The organism is Sulfurivermis sp. (assembly GCF_059410345.1).
This window is the reverse complement of sequence record NZ_JBLJDO010000001.1, coordinates 345,622-365,874: the sequence shown is the minus strand read 5'-3', so window position 1 is coordinate 365,874 and position 20,253 is coordinate 345,622. Positions and strand designations below refer to the sequence as shown.

Here is a 20,253-nt window from a genome sequence, read left to right as displayed (position 1 = left end):
CCTGATCACGGACCAGCCGAACCGCCCCCAATTTGAATTCCCGACTAAATTGCCTTCTTGCCATTTCTTACCTCCAGGTTTCATCATGCCACCTTAACTAGGTGTACGTGAAACCTGGGGCAGGCCAATGCAGAAATTTCGGCAGACGTCACTTCGCGCCGCTGTACCGCCACCTCCGTATCGTCGATATAGCTCCGGTTGCGGCGCTTGACAACGCGAAATTGCAGTGTTGTCTTGCTCACTTGATCGCGTTCAACCATGCGACCGACCTTGAGTTCCGCGCTCTGAATGGTGCCGCTCGATACAAACGACTGCGTGAGCCCCTGAATGGTCTGGTGGTAATAGTTGGCGCTGCTCGAACCAGCTACCGTCCAGTACCCCCAAGGGACGGAGTACAAGATACTGTCGCCGCGGGTACCGCGCTCCTCTCCTTTCTGCTCCAGATCGCCATTGATACTGACGCTGAACGTATCGTTCAGCCCCAGGGGATTATCCAGGTACGCCGCCATCGAGCTTTGCAGCTTGCCGGTAGACTTGGCACCGGCATCATCAACAGACAGCATGACGCGCCATGGCGTCGCTCGCGTAATGTCAATGACGATATCCGACTCGCCCTGTCGAGCGCCCGGGACAACCTTGAAACTCACATCCTGCGACGGAACCCGCTTAAGTTGTTCCAGGCCCTGTTCGATATCGCGCAAGTTCAGCAGGTCTCCCGGGCGCACGGGAAATGCCGCCTTCCACGTCCGTCCGGGAACCTCTGAGGAGAACCGAATCTCGCGCACAACGCCTGGAACCAGCAAGAACTCCACTCTGCCTGCGGAAATATCCTGTTCCGGCAGCAGAACCCTGGTGGTGATATAACCCTTCTCGATAAACTTCCCCGCCAGCCCTTTGAGTATCAGGTTCAGCCCTTCGACGCCGACGCATTGGCCGGCGAACTGGTCGAAATATCCTTGTGCCCAAGGAAACGCATCAAGCCTTGCGCCGGCAAGACGGATATCCTGCACGGTAAAGCATGGCGTCTCTTCCGGCAGAACGAAGGCTGCGCGTGGCTCCACGTCAGCGCGCAGCCGGACATCCGGTGCCTGTTGACGCCGCACTCGCTCTTCAGCCTCTTCCCGGGAGCGCAGCCGCAGTTCCTCGGCTTCCAGCGTCGTCTGAGCCATCGCAATACCTGCGGGCAAAAACATCGCAACCAATATCAATAGCGCTCCCCACGACCCGGAGCTCGCCCCCCGTGTAAACCTCATCCGGCTGGACATTTATTTCGTCGTGTCTTTTCTTTCAAACAAATCCGCGACCAGCTGCCGGGCGGTTTTCCTGCCGGCCTCCTCCATACCGCTCAAATACCCGCTTTTGCTGTTCTCATAACGCGTTTTCTGCAAAAAGACATTGTCCTGGTTGCGATAGACGTAGGCCCGCACCCCAAACGATCCAGTCGTCGCCCGTCCACCGGTCCGCGACTGCTCGAAGTATGTCCAATGGGCAACCACAATCCGGTATTCATCCGCTGGCTCGGCAGGCAACGCGCTCGGAGCAAGATCACTGCGTTGTTGTTCTCCCCGTACAAATTGGCCTTTGGCAACTGTCACGACCTTCAAGCCAAGACGTTGCGCGGCCCGATGCATTTCCCTGTTAAAGCCATCGCACATGACGTCTGATGCACGGTCGAAATCGGAATGAAGAATGACGGCACTGCTCGAACACTGCGCCGTATCGACATAGATGGTCGACAGTGGTTTGCCGTCGTCCAGTAACTGGAAGTGACTCTCGTCAGATAGATCCGGATCGGGAGTTGTGGCACACGCGCTTAAAAATATGCCGATCAGCACTGAGGCAATGATCGCCGCCAAAGGACCACAATAATGGCCGTCGCGGCCAACAAGTTTCATTGTCATCCTGTCCCTGTTGAAGTCCCGGTCCTTGCCTACACCCAAACCTTAGTCCTATGGTATGGTTTATTGGCCCATTGGTGTCGGTGACTGCTTATTATGCTGCCCGACAAAACCTTTCTTTTACTGTGGCAATATACACTTCGGAACACTCGTGCGACAACTGGCCGTCCATTACCGAGCAATGCCGAAATGACCAGTCCCCACGCCTTTTCCGTGCTGCCCGCCGACCTGGTGTTCTACGCCAGCCCGCCGCACCAGTGCAGCTACCTGGCCGAGCGCGAGGCGATCACGCTGTTTGCCGATCCGCACGCGCCGATGACGCCGGCGCTGTACAGCGTGCTGGCGGAACTGGGGTTCCGCCGCAGCGGCAACTACGTCTACCGGCCGCGCTGCCCGACCTGCGATGCCTGCCGCCCGGCACGCATCCCGGTCGGCGCCTTTACCCCGGATCGCAGCCAGCGCCGCGCCTGGCAGCGCAACCGCGACCTCGCCGTATCGGTGCTGCCGGCCGAATACCACGAGGAGCATTACCAGCTCTATCGTAAATACATTCACAGCCGCCACGCCGACGGCGGCATGGACGTGGACGACCCGGCCCGCTATCTGGAATTCCTCGGCAGTCGCTGGATGGACACCCGCTTCGTGGAGTTCCGCCATCAGGGGCGCCTGCTGATGGTGGCGGTCATCGACCTGATGAGCGATGGCCTGTCTGCCGTCTACACCTTTTTCGACCCCGACGAGGCCAGCCGCGGCCTCGGCACCTATGCCGTGATGTGGCAGGTGGAAGAAACCCGCTGGCGCAATCTGCCCTATGTCTACCTGGGCTATTGGATCGAAGAATCCCCCCGCATGGCCTACAAGAAACGATTTCGTCCCCTGGAGGTCTACAAGGGTGGCGGCTGGCATGAATTGGTAACGAACCTGTCATCGCAGGAGAACAAATAGCCGCTATACTCACAAATAGCACGGTCATTCCCCGACCTTGCAGAGGAGGCAGCATGCTGAGCTTCGTCTATCAGCTGGCCCACACCTTCGAGCGGGAACACGGCTATCGGCCCAACCTGCTCTACCTGAATCACCGTCACTACCACGCCCTGGAAGCCGATCTCCCCGCCGACGCCGCACAAGGCACCCTGCGCGAGCGCCTGGGGATGGAGATCGTGCTGACCAACGAGGTGATTCACCCGCACGTCGCCTGGACCCGGCTGGCCTGGCAACGGGCCGCGAGCTGAGCGCAGGCCGCCACTCCTCCCCGGCGCGGGGGCCGGCAGGGGCATATTCTTCCCCAACCGACCATAAAGCTTTGCCTTGCAACGCAAAATAAGGCAAACTTGCGGGCTTATCACAGGCCTGTGGTCTCTCTATTCTGTTAACCACACGCCAGGCATCCCTTTCGAGCGAGGCGCAAGCAACACCGTATGGCGAAGGAAGAAGGCATTGAAATGGAAGGCACGGTCATCGAGACCCTGCCCAACACCATGTTCCGCGTAGAGCTGGAGAACGGCCACATCGTTACCGCCCATATCTCCGGCAAGATGCGCAAGCACTACATCCGCATCCTCACCGGCGACAAGGTCACCGTCCAGGTCACCCCCTACGACCTGAGCAAGGGCCGCATCACCTTCCGCGCCCGTTAAGCGCTGCCGTCCAAACACAAACGCCCGGTCTCTTGCGAGGCCGGGCGTTTTTTATTGCCGCAACGGGGGCCGACTTAGGGAAGGTCTGAATAAGTCCATCCTGGACTTCTCAGCCCACGCGAATCGAAAAATGTGATTTTCGATTCGCTCCATGTTCCAACGATTTATCATCGTTGGAACATGGCAGCACCTCCCTGTGCCGCGGAAGCTCTGAACTTATTCAGAGCTTCCTTAGTCGATCAGCGCCGCCTCCTTCTTGCTTTCGAACTCGAAGGTCAACTCGTCGCCCTGCTCGCTCACTAGGACGTGACCACCGCCTTCCAGCTTGCCGAACAGCAACTCTTCCGCCATCGGCTTCTTCAGCTTTTCCTTGATGACGCGGGCCATGGGGCGGGCGCCCATCTGCGGGTCGTAGCCGTTCTTGGCCAGCCAGCGACGGGCGGCGGCATCCACTTCCAGCGTCACCCCCTTCTGCTCCAGCTGGGTCTCCAGTTCCATGATGAACTTGTCGACCACGTGCTTGATGTTCTCCTCGTCCAGCGGCTTGAACTGGATCACCGCATCGAGACGGTTGCGGAATTCGGGGGTGAACATCTTCTTGATCACCTCCATGCCGTCGCTGCTGTGGTCCTGCTCGGCAAAGCCGATGGAACGGCGGCTGGTCTGCTCCGCACCGGCATTGGTGGTCATCACCAGGATGACGTTGCGGAAGTCGGCCTTGCGCCCGTTGTTGTCGGTCAGCGTGCCGTGGTCCATCACCTGCAGCAGCAGGTTGAACACGTCCGGATGGGCCTTTTCGATCTCGTCCAGCAGCAGCACCGCGTGCGGGTGTTTGGTGATAGCCTCGGTGAGCAGACCGCCCTGGTCGAAGCCGACATAGCCCGGCGGCGCACCGATGAGGCGCGAAACCGTGTGGCGCTCCATGTACTCGGACATGTCGAAGCGGATCAACTCGATGCCGAGGATACTGGCCAGCTGGCGCGTCACCTCGGTCTTGCCCACGCCGGTGGGACCGGCGAACAGGAAGGAGCCGATGGGCTTCTGCTCGGCACCGAGACCGGAGCGGGCCATCTTGATGGCCGAGGACAGGGTGGTGATCGCCTCGTCCTGGCCGTAGATCATCAGCTTGAGGTCGCGTTCCAGATTCTTCAGGCCCTCGCGGTCCGAGGCCGACACGCTCTTGGGCGGAATGCGGGCAATCTTCGCCACCACCGCCTCGATATCCTTCACGCCCAGGGTCTTCTTGCGCTTGGACACCGGCTGCATGCGCTGGTTGGCACCGGCCTCGTCGATGACGTCGATGGCCTTGTCGGGCAGGTGGCGATCATTGATATAGCGTGCCGCCAGTTCAGCCGCGGCGCGTAGTCCCGCCTTGGTGTACTTGACGTCGTGATGCTCCTCGAAGCGGCTCTTCAGCCCTTCCAGGATCTGCACCGTCTCCTCCACCGTCGGCTCGGGCACGTCGATCTTCTGGAAGCGGCGCGCCAGGGCGCGGTCCTTTTCGAAGATGCCGCGGTATTCCTGATAGGTGGTGGAGCCGATGCACTTGAGATCGCCGTTGGCCAGCACCGGCTTGATCAGGTTGGAGGCATCCATGGCGCCACCCGATGCCGCGCCGGCACCGATGATGGTGTGGATCTCGTCGATGAACAGAATGGCACCGTGTTCCTTCTTGAGCTGCGCCAACACCGCCTTGAGGCGCTTCTCGAAGTCGCCGCGGTACTTGGTACCGGCCAGCAATGCACCCAAGTCGAGGGAATACACCGTGCTGTGTGCCAGCACCTCGGGCACCTCACCGTCGACGATTTTCTTCGCCAGCCCTTCAGCCAGCGCGGTCTTGCCCACACCGGCCTCGCCGACGAACAGCGGGTTGTTCTTGCGGCGGCGGCACAGCACCTGAATGGTGCGTTCGATTTCCGCGGCACGGCCAATGAGCGGATCAATCTTGCCCTGGCGCGCCAGCGCATTGAGGTTGGAGGCGTAGGCCTCCAGCGGCTTCTGCGCCGTGTCGGCGCCCCCCTCTTCCTCACTGGAACGGGCCGGCTCCTCATCCCCCTCGCCGCTCAACTTGGAGATGCCGTGGGAGATGTAGTTGACGATGTCGAGGCGGGTGATGTTCTGCTGATTGAGGAAATACACCGCCTGCGATTCCTGTTCGCTGAACATGGCCACCAGCACGTTGGCGCCATTGGCCTCCTTGCGCTCCGATGCCTGCACATGGAACACCGCGCGCTGCAACACGCGCTGAAAGCCGAGGGTGGGCTGAATCTCGCGCTCACTGTCCGGCGCGAGCAGAGGCACGGTGTCGTCGATGAAGCCGACCAGGTCGTTATGGAGCTGCTGCATATTGGCCCCGCAGGCCTTGAGCGCCGCCGACGAGGTGGGTTCGTCGAGCAGGGCCAGCAGCAGGTGCTCCACCGTCATGAATTCATGACGCTGCTCACGGGCCGCCTTAAAGGCCTGATTGAGGGTGTACTCCAGTTCTTTCGTCAGCATGGTCAGCCTCTCTTTAAGACCTACTCGGCCTCCATGGCGCACATCAACGGGTGCTGATGCTTACGGGAATAGCTGTTGACCTGCTGCACCTTGGTCTCGGCGACATCCCGGCTGTACACACCAGCCACCCCCTTGCCTTCAGTATGGACCGCCAACATGATTCGTGTGGCCGCCGGGCGGTCCTTGTTGAAAAAAATTTCCAGTATGTGCACGACGAACTCCATCGGTGTGTAGTCGTCGTTCAGCAGCACCACCTTGTACATGGGTGGGCGCTTGAGCTGCGGGCGATCCTCTTCTACCGCCAAATCGCGGTGGTCACCGTGTTGATGATCGCTTTCTGCCATGGTTCCTTACCTGTTACCTACGGTTACTAACATAAAGTCTTGGGGGTGCTTTTCCAAGCGTTGCCATTGTAACAAGTTGGGTGCATGCTGCTGTTAGAGTTGGCCGGGCAGGGAAAATTCCACGCGGGCAGTGTGGGGAAAGCCTGGAATCCTGTGCGCTGCGCGGCGACCCACCGCGCCACAAAAGAAAACGGGGCAGGCACTTTGCGGCGCCTGCCCCGTTTTTTGTGACCGCCACTTACATCTGATCGATCATCGCATCGCCAAACGCCGAGCAGGACAGTTCCCTGGCGCCGTCCATCAGACGGGCGAAATCGTAGGTCACGGTCCGGGCGCTGATGGCGCCGGCCAGTCCCTTGACGATGAGATCGGCGGCCTCCAGCCAGCCCAGGTGGCGCAGCATCATTTCGGCGGAGAGGATGATGGAACCGGGGTTCACCTTATCCTGACCGGCATACTTGGGTGCCGTGCCGTGGGTGGCCTCGAACATGGCCACCGAGTCGGACAGATTGGCGCCCGGGGCGATACCGATGCCGCCCACCTGCGCCGCTAGGGCGTCGGAGATGTAGTCGCCGTTGAGGTTCAGGGTGGCAATCACGCTGTACTCGGCCGGGCGCAGCAGGATCTGCTGCAGGAAGGCGTCGGCGATGACGTCCTTGATGACAATGTCCTTGCCGGTCTTGGGGTTCTTCATCACCATCCAGGGGCCACCGTCCAGCAGCTGGGCGCCGAACTCCTGCTGGGCCAGCTCGTAGCCCCAGCTCTTGAAGGCGCCTTCGGTGAATTTCATGATGTTGCCCTTGTGCACCAGGGTCACCGAGTCGCGCCCGTTGTCGATGGCGTACTGGATGGCCTTGCGCACCAGGCGCTTGGTGCCTTCGCTGGACACCGGCTTGATGCCGATACCGGAGGTGGCCGGGAAGCGGATCTTCTTCACGCCCATCTCCTTCTGCAGAAAATCGATGACCTTCTGCGCCTCGGGCGTGCCGGCGGCCCATTCGATGCCGGCATAGATGTCCTCGGAGTTCTCGCGGAAGATGACCATGTCGGTCTTTTCCGGCTCCTTCACCGGGCTGGGGCAGCCGGCGTAGTAGCGTACCGGACGCAGGCAGACATACAGATCCAGTTCCTGACGCAGGGTCACATTGAGGGAGCGGATGCCGCCACCTACCGGGGTGGTCAGCGGGCCCTTGATGGACACCACGAAGTCCCGCACCGCCTCCATGGTTTCCGCCGGCAGCCACACGTCGGAGCCATACACCTTGTTGGCCTTCTCGCCGGCATAGACCTCCATCCAGGCGATGGAGCGCTGGCCGCCATAGGCCTTGGCCACCGCCGCATCCACCACCTTGCGCATCACCGGGGTGATGTCGACGCCGGTGCCATCGCCCTCGATGAAGGGGATGATCGGACGGGCCGGCACATTGAGGGAAAAATCGGGGTTGACGGTGATTTTCGTGCCGTCGGCGGGCACCTGGATCTTGTCGTAGGCCATGACTGCTCCGTGGGATAGCGGGAAAAATTGAGGCCGGATTCTACCACCCGCGACAGGGGAGTGTCAGTTGGCAGTTCAGACGTCCGCCGGGGCATCGACCAGGCGCGGCTTGCCGGTGAGGTAGCCCTGGGCAAAATCGACGCCGATCTCGCCCAGCAGGCGCAATACCTCGTCGTTATCCACGTACTCGGCCACGGTACGCTTGCCCATGGCGTGGGCGATTTCGTTCATGGACTTCACCATCGCCAGCTGTACGCTGTCCTTGGCGATATCGCGCACGAAGGAACCGTCGATCTTGACGTAGTCCACCGGCAGATCCTTCAGGTAGGCAAAGGAACTGTAGCCGACGCCAAAATCATCCAGCGCCGTGGCACAGCCCAGGCCGCGCAGACTGGCAAGAAAATCCACCGCCGCCGTGAGGTCGGCCATGGCGATGGTTTCCGTGATTTCGAAGGTCAGGCGCTGGGCATCCACCCCATGCTGAGCCAGCCCCTCGGTAATCAGGTGCAATACCTCGGCATCACCGATGGCCATGGCCGACAGGTTGACCGACAGGCGTGCGGCAGGCTCGACCACACCGTCCGCCAGCAGGCGGATGGCATTGCGCACCACCCAACGATCGATATCCAGGATCAGGCCGAAGCGCTCGGCCGAGGGCATAAAGCCCGACGGCATAATGATCTCATCGCCCTCGCCGCGCATGCGCAACAACAATTCGTAACTGACGATGGAACGGTGCGGAATGGTGACGATGGGTTGCAGGGCGAATACGAAGCCATCCTGCTCGATGGCCTGCTTGATGCTGCGCGCCCAGCCCATGTCGGCAAACATGGTGTCCATATTGGCCCGATCGTCGGCCTGATAGACATGCACACAATTGCGCCCGGCCCGCTTGGCCATGTGACAGGCAATGTCGGCGCGCGCCATCAGATCCTCGCGCGAGGTGACATCATGCTCAAACATGGACAATCCGATGGAACAACCGATATCCACCACCCGTCCTTCATGACGGAAGGTGTAGTCGGCCATCAGCTGCCGGTAGCTCTCTGCGGTGAATTTCGCCTGCTCCAGATCAACGTCGTAGAGCAATACGGCAAACTCATCGCCGCCGAGACGAGCGATCATGTCGCTCTTGCGGCTGCGCTTGGTGATCAGTCCAGCCACTTCGATCAGCACCCGGTCACCGGCCAGATGCCCCAGGGTATCGTTGACGAATTTGAAGTTATCCAGGTCGATATACAACAGGGCACAATTCAACCCGGACTGGCGCATGGAACGCTGCATCACCCGTTCCAGCTCATCGGTGAAATATTGACGGTTGTACAGGCCGGTCAGCGAATCATGCTCAGCCAGATGACGCAGGTGATCCAACATGGCCTTGCGTTCGCTGATATCCGACACGATGGCGGTAAAGTAACGGCGCCCATCCAGCATCATCTCGCCCACCTTGATGGACATGGGGAAGATGGTACCGTCCTTGCGCTGGGCGTTGACATTCATTTCATTGCCGATGATACGCTGCTCACCGGTCTCGATGTATCGGCGGATGTAGTTGTCGTGCTCCTCGCGCATGGGGTGCGGCATCAGCAGGTTGACCTTCTGCCCAATCACCTCCTCCGCCTGATAGCGGAACAGTGATTCGGCGGCGGCGTTGAAGGTTTCGATGATGCCGTCTTCGTTGATGGTGACGATGCCGTCGCTGGCATTGTCGAGGATCGACGCCAGGCGCATCTCGCGCCCATGGACCTGATTCTGCATATCACGGAAGGCGTGCAGCAGTGACTCGGTTTCGTAGGCGGAGGTCTTCAGCAGCGGCGTATAGGCCTCGCCCTTGCCCAGGGCCCGCAAGGCGAGGATGACCTGATCGATGGGGCGACGGATGGTGAACTCATAGGCGAGATAGGCCATACCCAGCAACACCACGACCACGCCGGCGATACGCCACAGGAAAGCGGTTAGCTCTTCGGCCAGTCGCAGCGACCCCATGACGCCCTGCGAGCCCATTTCTCCCAGCCGAGCCTCGACAGCACTGAAACCCCGCCGCACTTCGGCCAGCAACGGTTGGATGCTGTTGCGCAGCTCTGCAATATCACCGCGCCACCCGCCCGACTGATAGATCTCCACTACCGCGCCAAACTGCTGCTCATAGGCGTCGATGATTCCGCTCATGGTGTGCAACGAGTCCTGCAATATGGGCATCTGCGCGGCTTGCGCCTGCCGCCGCAGCACAGCCAGTTGACGCCGGATTTCGTTCACGTATTCGGCACGGGCGCTGAGTTGCTGCAACATGCCCGCCTCTGCCGAGCCGAACACACCGGAACGGTTGGCGATGTACATGCGCACCGCGCTGATCTGCTGTGACCACAGGTAACGCACATCCTGCAGGCGGCGCTGCATGTCCCGCGCAAAGGCGCCACCGGCCTCCATCTCCAGCCCGAGCACAGCCTCTTCCAGGGAGGCGATGAACTCGATGTTCAGCGGATACAGCTTGTCGGTGATGATCGGCGAGGCGGGGAAACGTTTATTGAGCGTGCCGATGATATCGAGCAGGTCCTGTACCTCGCGGTCCAGCAGGCCGAGCGTGGTGACCAGGGTCTCAAAGCTGTGGCGTACGTCGCGATCGTCCGCCAGCACACTGGACTCTTGCAGCAGGGCGCTGCGCTGACTTATCTCATGCAGCAGAAGTTCCACGCCGGCACGCGCCGTATCGTCCTGCAACACGGCATAACGATACAGCCCGCCCTCCATGGAATAGACGGTATTCTTCAACTCGGCAAACCCGGCGGTAAACGCCTGCTGGCGCACCACCCCCTCCTGGGAGCGGGCAACGGCGTCGCGCACGCGGCCCTCGGTGTGCAGCACGGCACCGAGCAGCAATGTGGTCAACACCAGCGACAGGGCAATGATTCGCCGGCGTATACTCCGCAAGCCGTACGACATTATGTTTTTCTTATGTTTTGTGGGGATGATGTGGTATTGAAAACCCGTCAACGGTACCATAGCCACCGCCGCACACGCCACGCACCCGACTTCAGCCCGCTACGTGACCACCGTCGTCCTGTTCAACAAGCCCTACGGCGTCCTGCCCCAGTTCACGGATACGGAAGGCCGCCCCACCCTGGCCGCCTACCTGACGCAGCCCGGCATACGCCCGGCAGGGCGGCTGGACATGGACAGCGAAGGGCTGTTGCTGCTCACCGATGACGGCAGGCTGCAGCACCGTATCAGCCATCCCCGCCATAAATTGCCAAAAATCTATTGGGTGCAGGTGGAAGGGGGGCCGGACGAGGCGGCGCTGGAGCGGCTGCGCCGCGGTGTGCAGCTCAACGACGGCCCCACCGCACCGGCTGAAGCACGGTTGCTGGCGGAACCGCAACTGTGGCCGCGCGACCCACCCATCCGCTATCGTGCCGCCATCCCGACACGCTGGATCGAGCTGGTGATCAGCGAGGGGCGCAACCGCCAGGTGCGGCGCATGACCGCCGCCGTGGGTTACCCCACCCTGCGCCTGGTGCGCTGGGCCATCGGCCCGTGGACCCTGCAGGGCCTGGCACCGGGGCAGTGGCGCGAACTGGCCCCCGACGAATACGCAAATCTGTTGAAGGAAGAAAACCATGGACATCTGGAAACCCCACGTCACCGTGGCCAGCGTGCTGGAGCAGGACGGAAAGTTCCTCCTGGTGGAGGAAGAGGCCGACGGCCGCGTGGTGTATAACCAGCCCGCCGGCCATCTGGAGGAGGATGAAAGTCCGATCACCGGCGCGGCGCGCGAAACACGGGAAGAAACCGGCTACGACTTCGTGCCCGAGGCGGTGCTGGGAGTGTACCGCTGGCGCAAGCCCGACAGCGACATCACCTATCTGCGCTTCGCCTTCACCGGCCGCATCACCGGCCACGACCCCGCGCGCCCGCTCGACACCGGCATCCTGCGTGCGGTGTGGTTCAGCCGCGACCAAGTGGCGGCGCTGGGCAGCGCCCTGCGCAGTCCGCTGGTGCTGCGCTGCATCGACGACTACCTCGCCGGCAAGCGCTACCCGCTGGCACTGCTGACGGAGATGGCGTGAGCCGCCAGCCCTACGTCATCGTCGGCATGTCCGGCGGCGTCGACTCTTCCGTCGCCGCCCTGCTGCTGCAACAGCAGGGCTATCGCGTCGAAGGCCTGTTCATGAAGAACTGGGAGGAGGACGACGATGCCGAATACTGCGCCGCTGCGGTCGATCTGGCCGATGCGCGGGCGGTGTGCGCGCGGCTCGGTATCCCTCTGCACACCATCAACTTCTCCGCCGAATACTGGGAGCGCGTATTCAGCCACTTCCTGGCCGAATACAGCGCCGGGCGCACACCCAATCCGGACATCCTGTGCAACAAGGAGATCAAGTTCCGCGCCTTTCTCGACCATGCGCTGCACTTGGGCGCGGACGCCATCGCCACCGGCCACTATGCCCGCGTCGATGCAGAAAACGGCATCTACCGCCTGCGCAAGGGACTCGACCCGGACAAGGACCAGAGCTATTTCCTCTACACCCTGCAACAGGAACAGCTGTCGCGCGCCCTGTTTCCGGTGGGCGAGCTGCACAAGAGCGCGGTACGTCGGCTGGCGCAGGACCATGGCCTCGTCACCCACGACAAGAAGGACAGCACCGGCATCTGTTTCATCGGTGAGCGCCGCTTCAAAGATTTCCTGGCCCGCTACCTGCCGGCCCGTCCCGGCGAGATGCGCACCCCGGCCGGTGAGCCGGTCGGCCGCCACGACGGCCTGATGTACTACACCCTGGGACAGCGCCAGGGGCTCGGCATTGGGGGCCGCAAGGAACATACCGAGGCACCCTGGTACGTGGTGGGCAAGGATGTGGAGCACAACGTGCTGCTGGTGGACCAGGGCCACGACCATCCGCGGCTGTTCAGCCGCGCCCTGGAGGCGGGCCAGCTGCATTGGGTCGCCGGGTCGCCGCCGCCCCTGCCCCACGCCTGCCTCGCCAAGGTGCGCTACCGCCAGGGCGATCAACCCTGTACCATCACGGCCCTGAGCGCCGAACGTTGCCAGGTGGGCTTCGAGCAGGCCCAACGCGCCGTCACCCCGGGGCAGTCCGTGGTGTTTTACGATGGCGACATCTGCCTCGGCGGCGGCATCATTGAACAGACTACGCCTGCATTTCCGGATTGAGCCCATGAGCAAGACCATCACCGACCGTACCCTGGCCCTGGCCGGCCTATTCCAGGCCGTTTCCCTGGTGGCGCAGACCGCGCGCCGCGGCATGGTGGAGCAGGCGCCGTTCGAGGCGTCGATCCGCAGCCTGTTCGTGCTCGATGCCGATACCACCATCGACATCTACGGCGATTTGTCCGCCCTGCGCCACGGCCTGCAGGTATTGCAACGCCAGCTCGGCGGCAAAGCCGAAGCCCGTGATCTGGAACTGACCCGCTACGCCGTGGCCCTGCTCGCCCTGGAGCGCAAGCTGTCCGCGCGCAAGGACCTGCTCGCCACCATCACCGAGGGGTTGCAGAAGGCCGAGCGGCAACGCGATCACTTTCACACCACCCACGACAGCGTCATCGCTGCCCTGGCCGATATCTACGCCAACACCATCAGCACCCTGCAACCGCGCATCATGGTCACCGGCGAACACGGTCACCTGCAGAATCCGGATACCGCCAACCGCGTGCGCGCCCTGTTGCTGGCGGGCATGCGCGCCGCCGTGCTGTGGACCCAGAGTGGTGGCGGCCGCCTGCAATTGCTCTTCAAGCGCAAGGCCTTTCTCGCCGAGGCCCAGCGTCTGCTGGCGCAGACGACCCATTGATTATCCCTGTAGGAGGCTCTGCCGCGATTGACGTAATCGCGGCAAAGCAGCTCCTACGTGTATTCGGTACCCATCATGAACCACGACAGCCTGCTCAAACATTCTTCCGCCCTGCTCGCCTCCATCATCAATGGCAACTCGGCGGCAGACAAGGCGATGGAGCGCTACTTCCGCGAACACCGCGAGCTGGGCGTGCGCGACCGCGGCGCGGTGGCGGAGACCGTGTATGCCTGCCTGCGCCGCCTGGCCCTGCTGCGCCATGCCGCCGGCAGCGAAGCCCCGGCCTCCGCCCTGGTCGCCACCTATCTGCTGACCCAGGGCTGGAGCGCCCGCGCGCTGGAGCAGGCCAAGTACCCGGAGCGCCCCGGATTTGAAGCGCGTGCCCTGACGGAGCGCGTCCGCGCCCTGGCCAGCGCCGATCTGCCGCTGGAGGTACGCGCCAACCTGCCCCTCTGGCTGACCGAACGGCTGGTGGCCCAACTGGGCGAAGACGAAATGCTGCGTCTGGCCGAGGCCCTGAATCAGCCGGCACCGCTGGACCTGCGCGTCAATACCCTGAAGGCCGATCGGGCCGAGGTGCAGGCCAAACTGGCCGCGGAAGGCCACGCCCTGGAACCGACGCCCTATTCCCCGCTGGGCCTGCGCCGCGCCGACCGCGCCCCGTTGTTCAAGAGCCCCACCTTTCAGGACGGACTGTTCGAGGTGCAGGATGAGGGGAGCCAACTGCTCGGCCTGGTGCTGGAACCGAAGCGGCGCGAGATGGTGGTGGACTACTGCGCCGGCGCCGGCGGCAAGACACTGGAGCTGGGCGCCCTGATGGCCAATACCGGCACCCTCTACGCCTTCGACATCATGGCCAAGCGTCTGGAAAAGCTGAAGCCGCGCCTGGCCCGCGCCGGCCTCGACAATGTACGCACCGTGGTGATCTCCGCGGAACGGGACGACCGCGTGCGCCGTCTCGCCGGCAAGGCCGATCGCGTCCTGGTGGATGCGCCGTGCAGCGGCAGCGGCACCGTGCGCCGCAACCCGGACATCAAGTGGCGCCCACTCGATCTGGATGCCATCACCGCCACCCAGCGCCGCATCCTCGACACCGCCGCCACCCTGGTCAAACCGGCCGGCCGCCTGGTCTACGCCACCTGCAGCCTGCTGCGCGAGGAAAACGAGGATGTGGTGGCAGCCTTTCTTGCCGCCCACAGCGACTTTGCCTTGGTGCCAGTCGCTGAAATATTGGCCCGCCGCAACATCCCGCTGCACGACATGGGCGACATGCTGCGCCTGTGGCCCCATCGGCATAACACCGACGGCTTCTTTGCCGCCGTACTCGAACGCAAGACAGCCTGAGACTGGGCCGCGGCAGGGACGTCGCCGGCGTCATATCTTCGTCACACTTCGACGTTATTCTCCGCGCTCGCCTATCCGCCATCGCCGCCGTTTTGTCTGCGATCTTCCGCTGCGATACCACGGCCGATGCGGGATCAACCAACGGAGTCGTTCAAGGACGATGGACAAGAAACAAGTCATCTCCCATCTGCGCGCCGCGAAGTCGGCCCACATCAAATGGCGCTCCTACGCCCAGGCTCTCGTCGCCGGACTGCCCGTCAACGAAGACCAGGTTCCGGTGATCCACACCGACTGCGCCTTCGGCAAGTGGTATTACGGCTCCGGTCAGAAGCTGTCCTCACTGACCAGCTACCCTGCCATCGAGGCGCCGCATGAAGCCCTGCATGGGATCTACATGCAAATCTTCAAGCTGCTGTTTGAAACCGAGGAGGTGGGTTTCTTCCAGAAGCTGATCGGCACCGGCAGGCGGCGCGACGATCGCCGCGAACAACTCAATGCGCTGCTCGCCAGCCTGATCGAAATGTCCAAAACCCTCCTCGCCGCTATCGAACTGCTGGAGCAGGAAGTGATGCAGATGGATGAACAGGACGTGGCGGAACTGATCTGACAGCGCAAGCCCGCCTCCGCCGGCATGGGGCATGTATTGCGGCAGAGCCGCCTATGTCACTCGACGTAACCGAACGACGCATCAGCACTGTACGGCGGCAACGGCAAGCCGGCAATGCGCGACCCCTGCACCACCGGGCCACGGGGAAACAGCGTATACAGCCAGCGTCGTCCGCCGTGATCCCTGAAGGCGTGATCCAGCGCGGCCGTCAGCACCCGCCCGCTCTCGGCGCGGCCGTTGCGGCGGTAGTGCTCGCGTAGAAACCGCACCACGTTCCAATGTTCCTCGGTGAGCGTGATGCCCTCCGCCCGCGCCAACTGCTCCGCCTCTTCCTCGTTCCAGGGCGGCAGATCCAGCATGTGCCCCGCAGGGTCCAGGCCGGCTTCGCCACTACTGTGGATGTACTTGTTGATGTCGACGTTGCTCATGGCACACCTCCCGCAGGATCGGTAATAGCCTAGCGATTCAGTCAGTCACCACAAGTATAGTCCAGGCCCCAGGGACCTAGAGCAGGAAATAGGTGCAGGCAAACACGGCGGCGAACACCGCCACCACGTCGGCGGTCAGCGCCGCCAGCAGGGCGTGACGGATGCGGCGGACCTGTACCGCGCCGAAGTACACCGCCAGCACATAGAAGGTGGTTTCCGTGGAGCCCTGTAGCGTACTCACCAGGTAGCCGGTATAGCTGTCGGGTCCGATGGCCGGGTCGTTGATGATCGAGGCCAGCACGCCGTAGGCGCCAGAGCCGGACAGTGGCCGCAACAGGGCCATGGGCAGGGCCTCCGCCGGCAGGCCGACGGCGCCGGTCCAGGGCGCCAGCAGGCCGATGGCCGCCTCCAGCGCACCGCTGGCACGCAGCATCGCCACCGCCACCAGGATCGCCACCAGATAGGGGATGATGCGCAGCGCCACCTGGAAACCGTCCTTCGCTCCCTCCACGAACACCTCGTAGATACGTACCCGCCGCAACAGACCGAAGGTGAGGAAGCCCACCATCAGGCCGGGCAGGATCCACGGCGCAATGGCGCGGCCATACAGCACGCTGAGCGGTATCAGCGCCAGCAAGGCACCCATGGCCAGCAGGGATACCCACAGCGGATAGGCCTGCCCGGCCTCCGCCGGCAGCGCCTCCTCCACGGGCAGCTCGACCGCTTCCGGTGTCGTCACGGCGACAGGCTCCAGGGGAAAAAAACGCCGGTAGGCAAAGGCAGCGGTGATGGCAGCGGCCGTGGCGCAGAAGGTGGCGAACAAGGTGGTGGGCAGGATGCCGGCCGGGTCGGCCGAACCGGCTGCGGCGCGCAGGGCGATGACGCCGGTGGGCAACAGGGTCACGCTGGAGGTGTTGATGGCGAGAAACAGCACCATCGCATCGGTGGCCGTGCCGGGACGCCGGTTGAGCCGTTCCAGCTCCTGCATGGCGCGAATGCCGAAGGGCGTGGCGGCATTGCCCAGCCCCAGGGCATTGGCGGACAGATTCAGGATCATCGCCCCCATGGCCGGATGCTCCGCCGGCACCGAGGGAAACAGCCGCACCATCAGCGGACGGATCAGCCGCGCGATGATCACCAGCAGCCCGCCCGCCTCGGCCACCTTCATCAGGCCGAGGAACAGCGTCATCACACCGACCAGGCCCAGGGCCAGTTCCACCGAACCGGCGGCCGACTCCACCATCGCCTTGGACAGCGTATCCATCGGCGCCGTGCCGTCGCCGCCCCAGAGCAACTGATGCCAGGCGGCGGTGGCGAACGCGGTCGCGACGAGGAAGAAGAAGACGAAGTTCATCGGAGAGTGGTGGCTAGTGGCTGCTTATCGTTCCCACGCAGAGCGCGGGAACGATAACACACGTGCGCGTCGCACAACTCCTGCCCCAGCCCCTAGATCCCAGCCCCTAGATCCCAGCCCCTGGCGCCTGCCTTCAAAGCTCCTTGCACACATACTTGATGGCCGGGTCTTCCACGCTGGTGCTGACCGAGAAGCCCAGGGCGCGCACGAAGGACAGCATGTCATGGTTGCTGGCCAACACCTCACCCTCCATCAGGCGCAGGCCGCGCAGGCGTGCAGTTTCGATCAGCGCATCCATCAGGCGATGGGCGATCCCCTTGCGCTGCCAGGCATCCGCGACCACCACGGCGAACTCACAGGTGGTGCGATCCGGATTGGTGACATAGCGACAGACACCGATCTCTTCCTCGCCGCCGTCCTTCTCCACCACCGCGATGAAGGCCATCTCGCGGTCGTAGTCGATTTGGGTAAAGCGGGCCAGCATGGCCGGCGTCAGCTCATCGATGGACTGCATGAAGCGGAAGTACTTGGTCTGCTCGGACAGCTTGCGCACGAACTCCTGCTCGATCTCCGCGTCCTCCGGCCGGATCGGCCGGATCACCAGGTCGGTGCCATCGGGCAACTGCCAGCGGCTGACCAACTGATTCGGGTACGGGTAGATCGCCATGTGGTCGTAGCGCTCATGGGTGGCGGAGTGGTAATCCACCACCACGCGCGCGTCCACGGCAATGGCGCCGGTCTCGTCGACGATGAGCGGATTGATGTCCAGTTCCTTCACCCAGGGCAGTTCGCAGGCGATCTCGGAGACGCGCAGCAGCACGTTCTCCAGCGCCAGCATGTCCGCCGCCGGCATGTGGCGGAAGGCCGCCAGCATCTTCGCCACCTTGGTGCGTTGGATCAGGTCCTTGGCCAGGAAACGGTTGAGCGGCGGCAGCATCACCGCACGGTCGCCCATCACCTCCACGGTGATGCCGCCGGCGCCGAAGGTGATCACCGGACCGAACACCGCATCGGTGGAGATGCCCACCAGCAGTTCACGGCCGTGGGGCCGCTGCAGCATCGGCTCGATGGTGACGCCATCGAGGCGCGCCTCGGGCCGGTTGCGGCGTACGGCGGTGACGATGTCGTTATAGGCACTGCGCACCCCCTGCGCCGTATTGATACCCAGGCGCACGCCGCCGGAATCGGACTTGTGGGTGATGTCCGGCGAATTGATCTTCATGGCCACCGGCAGGCCCATGGAGGCCGCCTGTACCAGGGCCTCGTTGGGCGAACGCACCACCACTGCCCGCGCCGACGGGATGTGGAAGCAGCCAAGAATGGCCTTGGACTCGCTCTCCGACAGCACCTTGCGTCCTTCGGACAAGGCGCCTTCGATGATCAGACGCGCGCCCTCCACGTCCGGCGGCACGCTCTGCCAGATCGGTCCCGGCGCCTGCAGCAGCAGTTGCTGGTTGCGGTAGTAGGCGGTGAGCGAGGCGAAGGCCTCCACCGCCGCCTCCGGGGTATGGAAGATGGGCAGGCCGGCCTGCACCAGGGTCTGGCGCCCCTCGGCCACCTGGGTCTGGCCCATCCAGGAACACAGCACCGGCTTGTTGTGTTTGCGCGCAACCTCACCGACCGCCGTGGCCACCTCGTTGGGAGCGGTCATGGCCTGCGGCGTCAGGATCACCAGCAGACCGTCCACACCGGGGTCGGCCAGGCAGGCATCCACCGCGGCGGAATAGCGCTCGGCGGTGGCATCACCGATGACATCCACCGGATTGCCGTGGGACCAGGTGGGCGGCAATGCCGCGTTGAGCCGCGCCAGGGTGGTCTCCGTCAGTTCGGCCAGGGGGATACCGAGGTCGGCGGCGCGGTCCGAGGCCATCACACCGGGGCCACCGCCATTGGTGAGGATGCACAGGCGCTCGCCCTTGGCGCGGAACCCCGCGTCCAGGGTGCTGGCGTTGGAGAACAGATGGCCGATGCGCATGCCGCGCACCGCGCCGGCGCGACGCAGCGCCGCATCGAACACATCGTCGGCGCCGGCCAGGGCGCCGGTATGGGACATGGCCGCCTTGGAACCAATGGCGTGGCGTCCCACCTTGAGCGCCAGCACCGGCTTGACGCGCGAGGCGGCGCGCACCGCGCTCATGAAGGTGCGTGAATTGTGGATGCCCTCGATGTAGAGCAGGATGCTGTCGGTCTTGGGGTCGTTGACCAGATAGTCGAGCACATCGCCGAAATCGAGGTCGGCGGAGATGCCGGTGGACACCACCGCGGAGAAGCCGATGCCGTTGGGCGCCGCCCAGTCGAGGATGGCGGTGCAGATGGCGCCGGACTGCGACACCAGGGCCACATTGCCGGGCTTGGCGCCCCCCTTGTTGAAGGTGACGTCGAGGCCGATGTCTGGCCGCATGATGCCGAGACAGTTGGGGCCGATGAAGCGAATGCCATAGCGGCGCGCATTCTCCAGCACCGCCTTCTCCAGCTTCATGCCCTGCGGACCCACCTCGCGGAAACCGGCGGAGATGATCACCGCGGCCTTGACGCCATGCTGGCCACAATCCTCGATGATGGCGGGAATGGTGTGTGCCGGGGTGGTGATCACGGCCAGGTCTATGGTCTTGCCCAACGCCTCCAGCGAGGGGTAGGCCTTCTGCCCCTGCACCACATCGCGCTTGGGGTTGATGGGATAGACCTCACCCTTGAAACCGCTCTCCAGCATGTTCTTGAACACCAGCGCCCCCACGGCATCGGGGCGATCGCTGGCGCCGAAAATAACCACGGATTTGGGTTCAAACAGCCGTTTCAGAAAATGTTGTCCCATGACAATCCCCGCTATCTCTCCATCGAACGAGTCAGCCGTC

The 20,253-nt window shown here is 63.2% G+C and carries 18 protein-coding genes; 9 read left to right on the top strand and 9 right to left on the bottom strand.

All coding sequences use genetic code 11. The annotated features are described in order from the left end of the window. Positions 1-83: 83 nt before the first annotated feature. Both ACMV8A_RS01730 and ACMV8A_RS01725 read right to left on the bottom strand, forming a co-directional pair. Positions 84-1,169, bottom strand: coding sequence for a ShlB/FhaC/HecB family hemolysin secretion/activation protein (locus ACMV8A_RS01730; RefSeq protein ID WP_495323989.1), 1,086 nt, complete (start codon positions 1,167-1,169; stop codon positions 84-86). Positions 1,170-1,265: 96 nt separating this feature from the next. Continuing rightward, positions 1,266-1,895, bottom strand: coding sequence for a hypothetical protein (locus tag ACMV8A_RS01725; protein ID WP_495323988.1), 630 nt, complete (start codon positions 1,893-1,895; stop codon positions 1,266-1,268). A gap of 192 nt (positions 1,896-2,087) precedes the next feature. On the opposite strand from ACMV8A_RS01725, the gene ACMV8A_RS01720 reads away from it, so the two are divergent. The 3 genes from ACMV8A_RS01720 (at position 2,088) to infA (ending at position 3,535) form a co-directional block, all read left to right on the top strand. Then, on the top strand, positions 2,088-2,843 hold the full coding sequence (locus tag ACMV8A_RS01720) for an arginyltransferase (RefSeq protein WP_495323987.1): 756 nt from the start codon (positions 2,088-2,090) through the stop codon (positions 2,841-2,843). Positions 2,844-2,896: 53 nt separating this feature from the next. After that, complete coding sequence (locus tag ACMV8A_RS01715) at positions 2,897-3,130, top strand: hypothetical protein (RefSeq protein ID WP_495323986.1); 234 nt, start codon at positions 2,897-2,899, stop codon at positions 3,128-3,130. A gap of 186 nt (positions 3,131-3,316) precedes the next feature. After that, positions 3,317-3,535: a translation initiation factor IF-1 gene (gene infA, locus ACMV8A_RS01710; RefSeq protein WP_495323985.1), complete on the top strand. Its 219-nt coding sequence runs from the start codon at positions 3,317-3,319 to the stop codon at positions 3,533-3,535. A 231-nt stretch (positions 3,536-3,766) separates the two neighbouring features. On the opposite strand, the gene clpA is transcribed toward infA, so the two are convergent. From clpA to ACMV8A_RS01690, 4 genes are all read right to left on the bottom strand, one after another. Then, the gene (clpA, locus tag ACMV8A_RS01705; RefSeq protein WP_495323984.1) at positions 3,767-6,031 is read right to left on the bottom strand and encodes an ATP-dependent Clp protease ATP-binding subunit ClpA; all 2,265 of its coding nucleotides are present in this window, start codon (positions 6,029-6,031) and stop codon (positions 3,767-3,769) included. Between the two features lie 20 nt (positions 6,032-6,051). Next, positions 6,052-6,375, bottom strand: coding sequence for an ATP-dependent Clp protease adapter ClpS (gene clpS / locus ACMV8A_RS01700; RefSeq protein ID WP_495323983.1), 324 nt, complete (start codon positions 6,373-6,375; stop codon positions 6,052-6,054). Positions 6,376-6,613: 238 nt separating this feature from the next. After that, entirely contained in the window at positions 6,614-7,870 is a 1,257-nt protein-coding gene (gene icd, locus ACMV8A_RS01695; protein WP_495323982.1) for an NADP-dependent isocitrate dehydrogenase, read from the bottom strand. 75 nt (positions 7,871-7,945) lie between these two features. Beyond that, on the bottom strand, positions 7,946-10,810 hold the full coding sequence (locus ACMV8A_RS01690; protein WP_495323981.1) for a putative bifunctional diguanylate cyclase/phosphodiesterase: 2,865 nt from the start codon (positions 10,808-10,810) through the stop codon (positions 7,946-7,948). 103 nt (positions 10,811-10,913) lie between these two features. On the opposite strand from ACMV8A_RS01690, the gene ACMV8A_RS01685 reads away from it, so the two are divergent. The 6 genes from ACMV8A_RS01685 (at position 10,914) to ACMV8A_RS01660 (ending at position 15,619) form a co-directional block, all read left to right on the top strand. Then, on the top strand, positions 10,914-11,585 hold the full coding sequence (locus ACMV8A_RS01685) for a pseudouridine synthase (protein ID WP_495323980.1): 672 nt from the start codon (positions 10,914-10,916) through the stop codon (positions 11,583-11,585). After that, entirely contained in the window at positions 11,485-11,934 is a 450-nt protein-coding gene (locus ACMV8A_RS01680; protein ID WP_495323979.1) for an NUDIX hydrolase, read from the top strand. Before ACMV8A_RS01685 ends, ACMV8A_RS01680 begins: the two co-directional genes overlap by 101 nt. 26 nt (positions 11,935-11,960) lie before the next feature. After that, positions 11,961-13,034 (top strand): tRNA 2-thiouridine(34) synthase MnmA, encoded by a 1,074-nt coding sequence (gene mnmA / locus ACMV8A_RS01675; protein WP_495324004.1) that lies wholly within the window; start codon positions 11,961-11,963, stop codon positions 13,032-13,034. Positions 13,035-13,038: 4 nt separating this feature from the next. Continuing rightward, complete coding sequence (gene hflD, locus ACMV8A_RS01670) at positions 13,039-13,668, top strand: high frequency lysogenization protein HflD (RefSeq protein ID WP_495323978.1); 630 nt, start codon at positions 13,039-13,041, stop codon at positions 13,666-13,668. A 75-nt stretch (positions 13,669-13,743) separates the two neighbouring features. Further along, on the top strand, positions 13,744-15,012 hold the full coding sequence (locus ACMV8A_RS01665) for an RsmB/NOP family class I SAM-dependent RNA methyltransferase (RefSeq protein WP_495323977.1): 1,269 nt from the start codon (positions 13,744-13,746) through the stop codon (positions 15,010-15,012). 160 nt (positions 15,013-15,172) lie between these two features. After that, positions 15,173-15,619, top strand: coding sequence for a CZB domain-containing protein (locus ACMV8A_RS01660; protein WP_495323976.1), 447 nt, complete (start codon positions 15,173-15,175; stop codon positions 15,617-15,619). A 56-nt stretch (positions 15,620-15,675) separates the two neighbouring features. Here ACMV8A_RS01660 and ACMV8A_RS01655 read toward each other — a convergent pair whose 3' ends face one another. From ACMV8A_RS01655 to ACMV8A_RS01645, 3 genes are all read right to left on the bottom strand, one after another. Beyond that, positions 15,676-16,047: a TusE/DsrC/DsvC family sulfur relay protein gene (locus tag ACMV8A_RS01655; RefSeq protein ID WP_495323975.1), complete on the bottom strand. Its 372-nt coding sequence runs from the start codon at positions 16,045-16,047 to the stop codon at positions 15,676-15,678. A 76-nt stretch (positions 16,048-16,123) separates the two neighbouring features. Further along, complete coding sequence (locus ACMV8A_RS01650) at positions 16,124-17,401, bottom strand: nucleoside recognition domain-containing protein (protein WP_495323974.1); 1,278 nt, start codon at positions 17,399-17,401, stop codon at positions 16,124-16,126. A 133-nt stretch (positions 17,402-17,534) separates the two neighbouring features. After that, a complete protein-coding gene (locus ACMV8A_RS01645; protein ID WP_495323973.1) occupies positions 17,535-20,213 on the bottom strand; it encodes a bifunctional acetate--CoA ligase family protein/GNAT family N-acetyltransferase in 2,679 nt (892 codons plus the stop codon). Between the last annotated feature and the right edge of the window lie 40 nt (positions 20,214-20,253).

What these genes read in the sequence shown, in the direction of transcription:
- ACMV8A_RS01730 (WP_495323989.1), bottom strand. Translation starts at nt 1,169, where the DNA reads ATGGCTCAGACGACGCTGGAAGCCGAGGAACTGCGGCTGCGCTCCCGG.
- ACMV8A_RS01725 (WP_495323988.1), bottom strand. Translation starts at nt 1,895, where the DNA reads ATGAAACTTGTTGGCCGCGACGGCCATTATTGTGGTCCTTTGGCGGCG.
- ACMV8A_RS01720 (WP_495323987.1), top strand. Translation starts at nt 2,088, where the DNA reads ATGACCAGTCCCCACGCCTTTTCCGTGCTGCCCGCCGACCTGGTGTTC.
- ACMV8A_RS01715 (WP_495323986.1), top strand. Translation starts at nt 2,897, where the DNA reads ATGCTGAGCTTCGTCTATCAGCTGGCCCACACCTTCGAGCGGGAACAC.
- infA (WP_495323985.1), top strand. Translation starts at nt 3,317, where the DNA reads ATGGCGAAGGAAGAAGGCATTGAAATGGAAGGCACGGTCATCGAGACC.
- clpA (WP_495323984.1), bottom strand. Translation starts at nt 6,031, where the DNA reads ATGCTGACGAAAGAACTGGAGTACACCCTCAATCAGGCCTTTAAGGCG.
- clpS (WP_495323983.1), bottom strand. Translation starts at nt 6,375, where the DNA reads ATGGCAGAAAGCGATCATCAACACGGTGACCACCGCGATTTGGCGGTA.
- icd (WP_495323982.1), bottom strand. Translation starts at nt 7,870, where the DNA reads ATGGCCTACGACAAGATCCAGGTGCCCGCCGACGGCACGAAAATCACC.
- ACMV8A_RS01690 (WP_495323981.1), bottom strand. Translation starts at nt 10,810, where the DNA reads ATGTCGTACGGCTTGCGGAGTATACGCCGGCGAATCATTGCCCTGTCG.
- ACMV8A_RS01680 (WP_495323979.1), top strand. Translation starts at nt 11,485, where the DNA reads ATGGACATCTGGAAACCCCACGTCACCGTGGCCAGCGTGCTGGAGCAG.
- mnmA (WP_495324004.1), top strand. Translation starts at nt 11,961, where the DNA reads ATGTCCGGCGGCGTCGACTCTTCCGTCGCCGCCCTGCTGCTGCAACAG.
- hflD (WP_495323978.1), top strand. Translation starts at nt 13,039, where the DNA reads ATGAGCAAGACCATCACCGACCGTACCCTGGCCCTGGCCGGCCTATTC.
- ACMV8A_RS01665 (WP_495323977.1), top strand. Translation starts at nt 13,744, where the DNA reads ATGAACCACGACAGCCTGCTCAAACATTCTTCCGCCCTGCTCGCCTCC.
- ACMV8A_RS01660 (WP_495323976.1), top strand. Translation starts at nt 15,173, where the DNA reads ATGGACAAGAAACAAGTCATCTCCCATCTGCGCGCCGCGAAGTCGGCC.
- ACMV8A_RS01655 (WP_495323975.1), bottom strand. Translation starts at nt 16,047, where the DNA reads ATGAGCAACGTCGACATCAACAAGTACATCCACAGTAGTGGCGAAGCC.
- ACMV8A_RS01650 (WP_495323974.1), bottom strand. Translation starts at nt 17,401, where the DNA reads ATGAACTTCGTCTTCTTCTTCCTCGTCGCGACCGCGTTCGCCACCGCC.
- ACMV8A_RS01645 (WP_495323973.1), bottom strand. Translation starts at nt 20,213, where the DNA reads ATGGGACAACATTTTCTGAAACGGCTGTTTGAACCCAAATCCGTGGTT.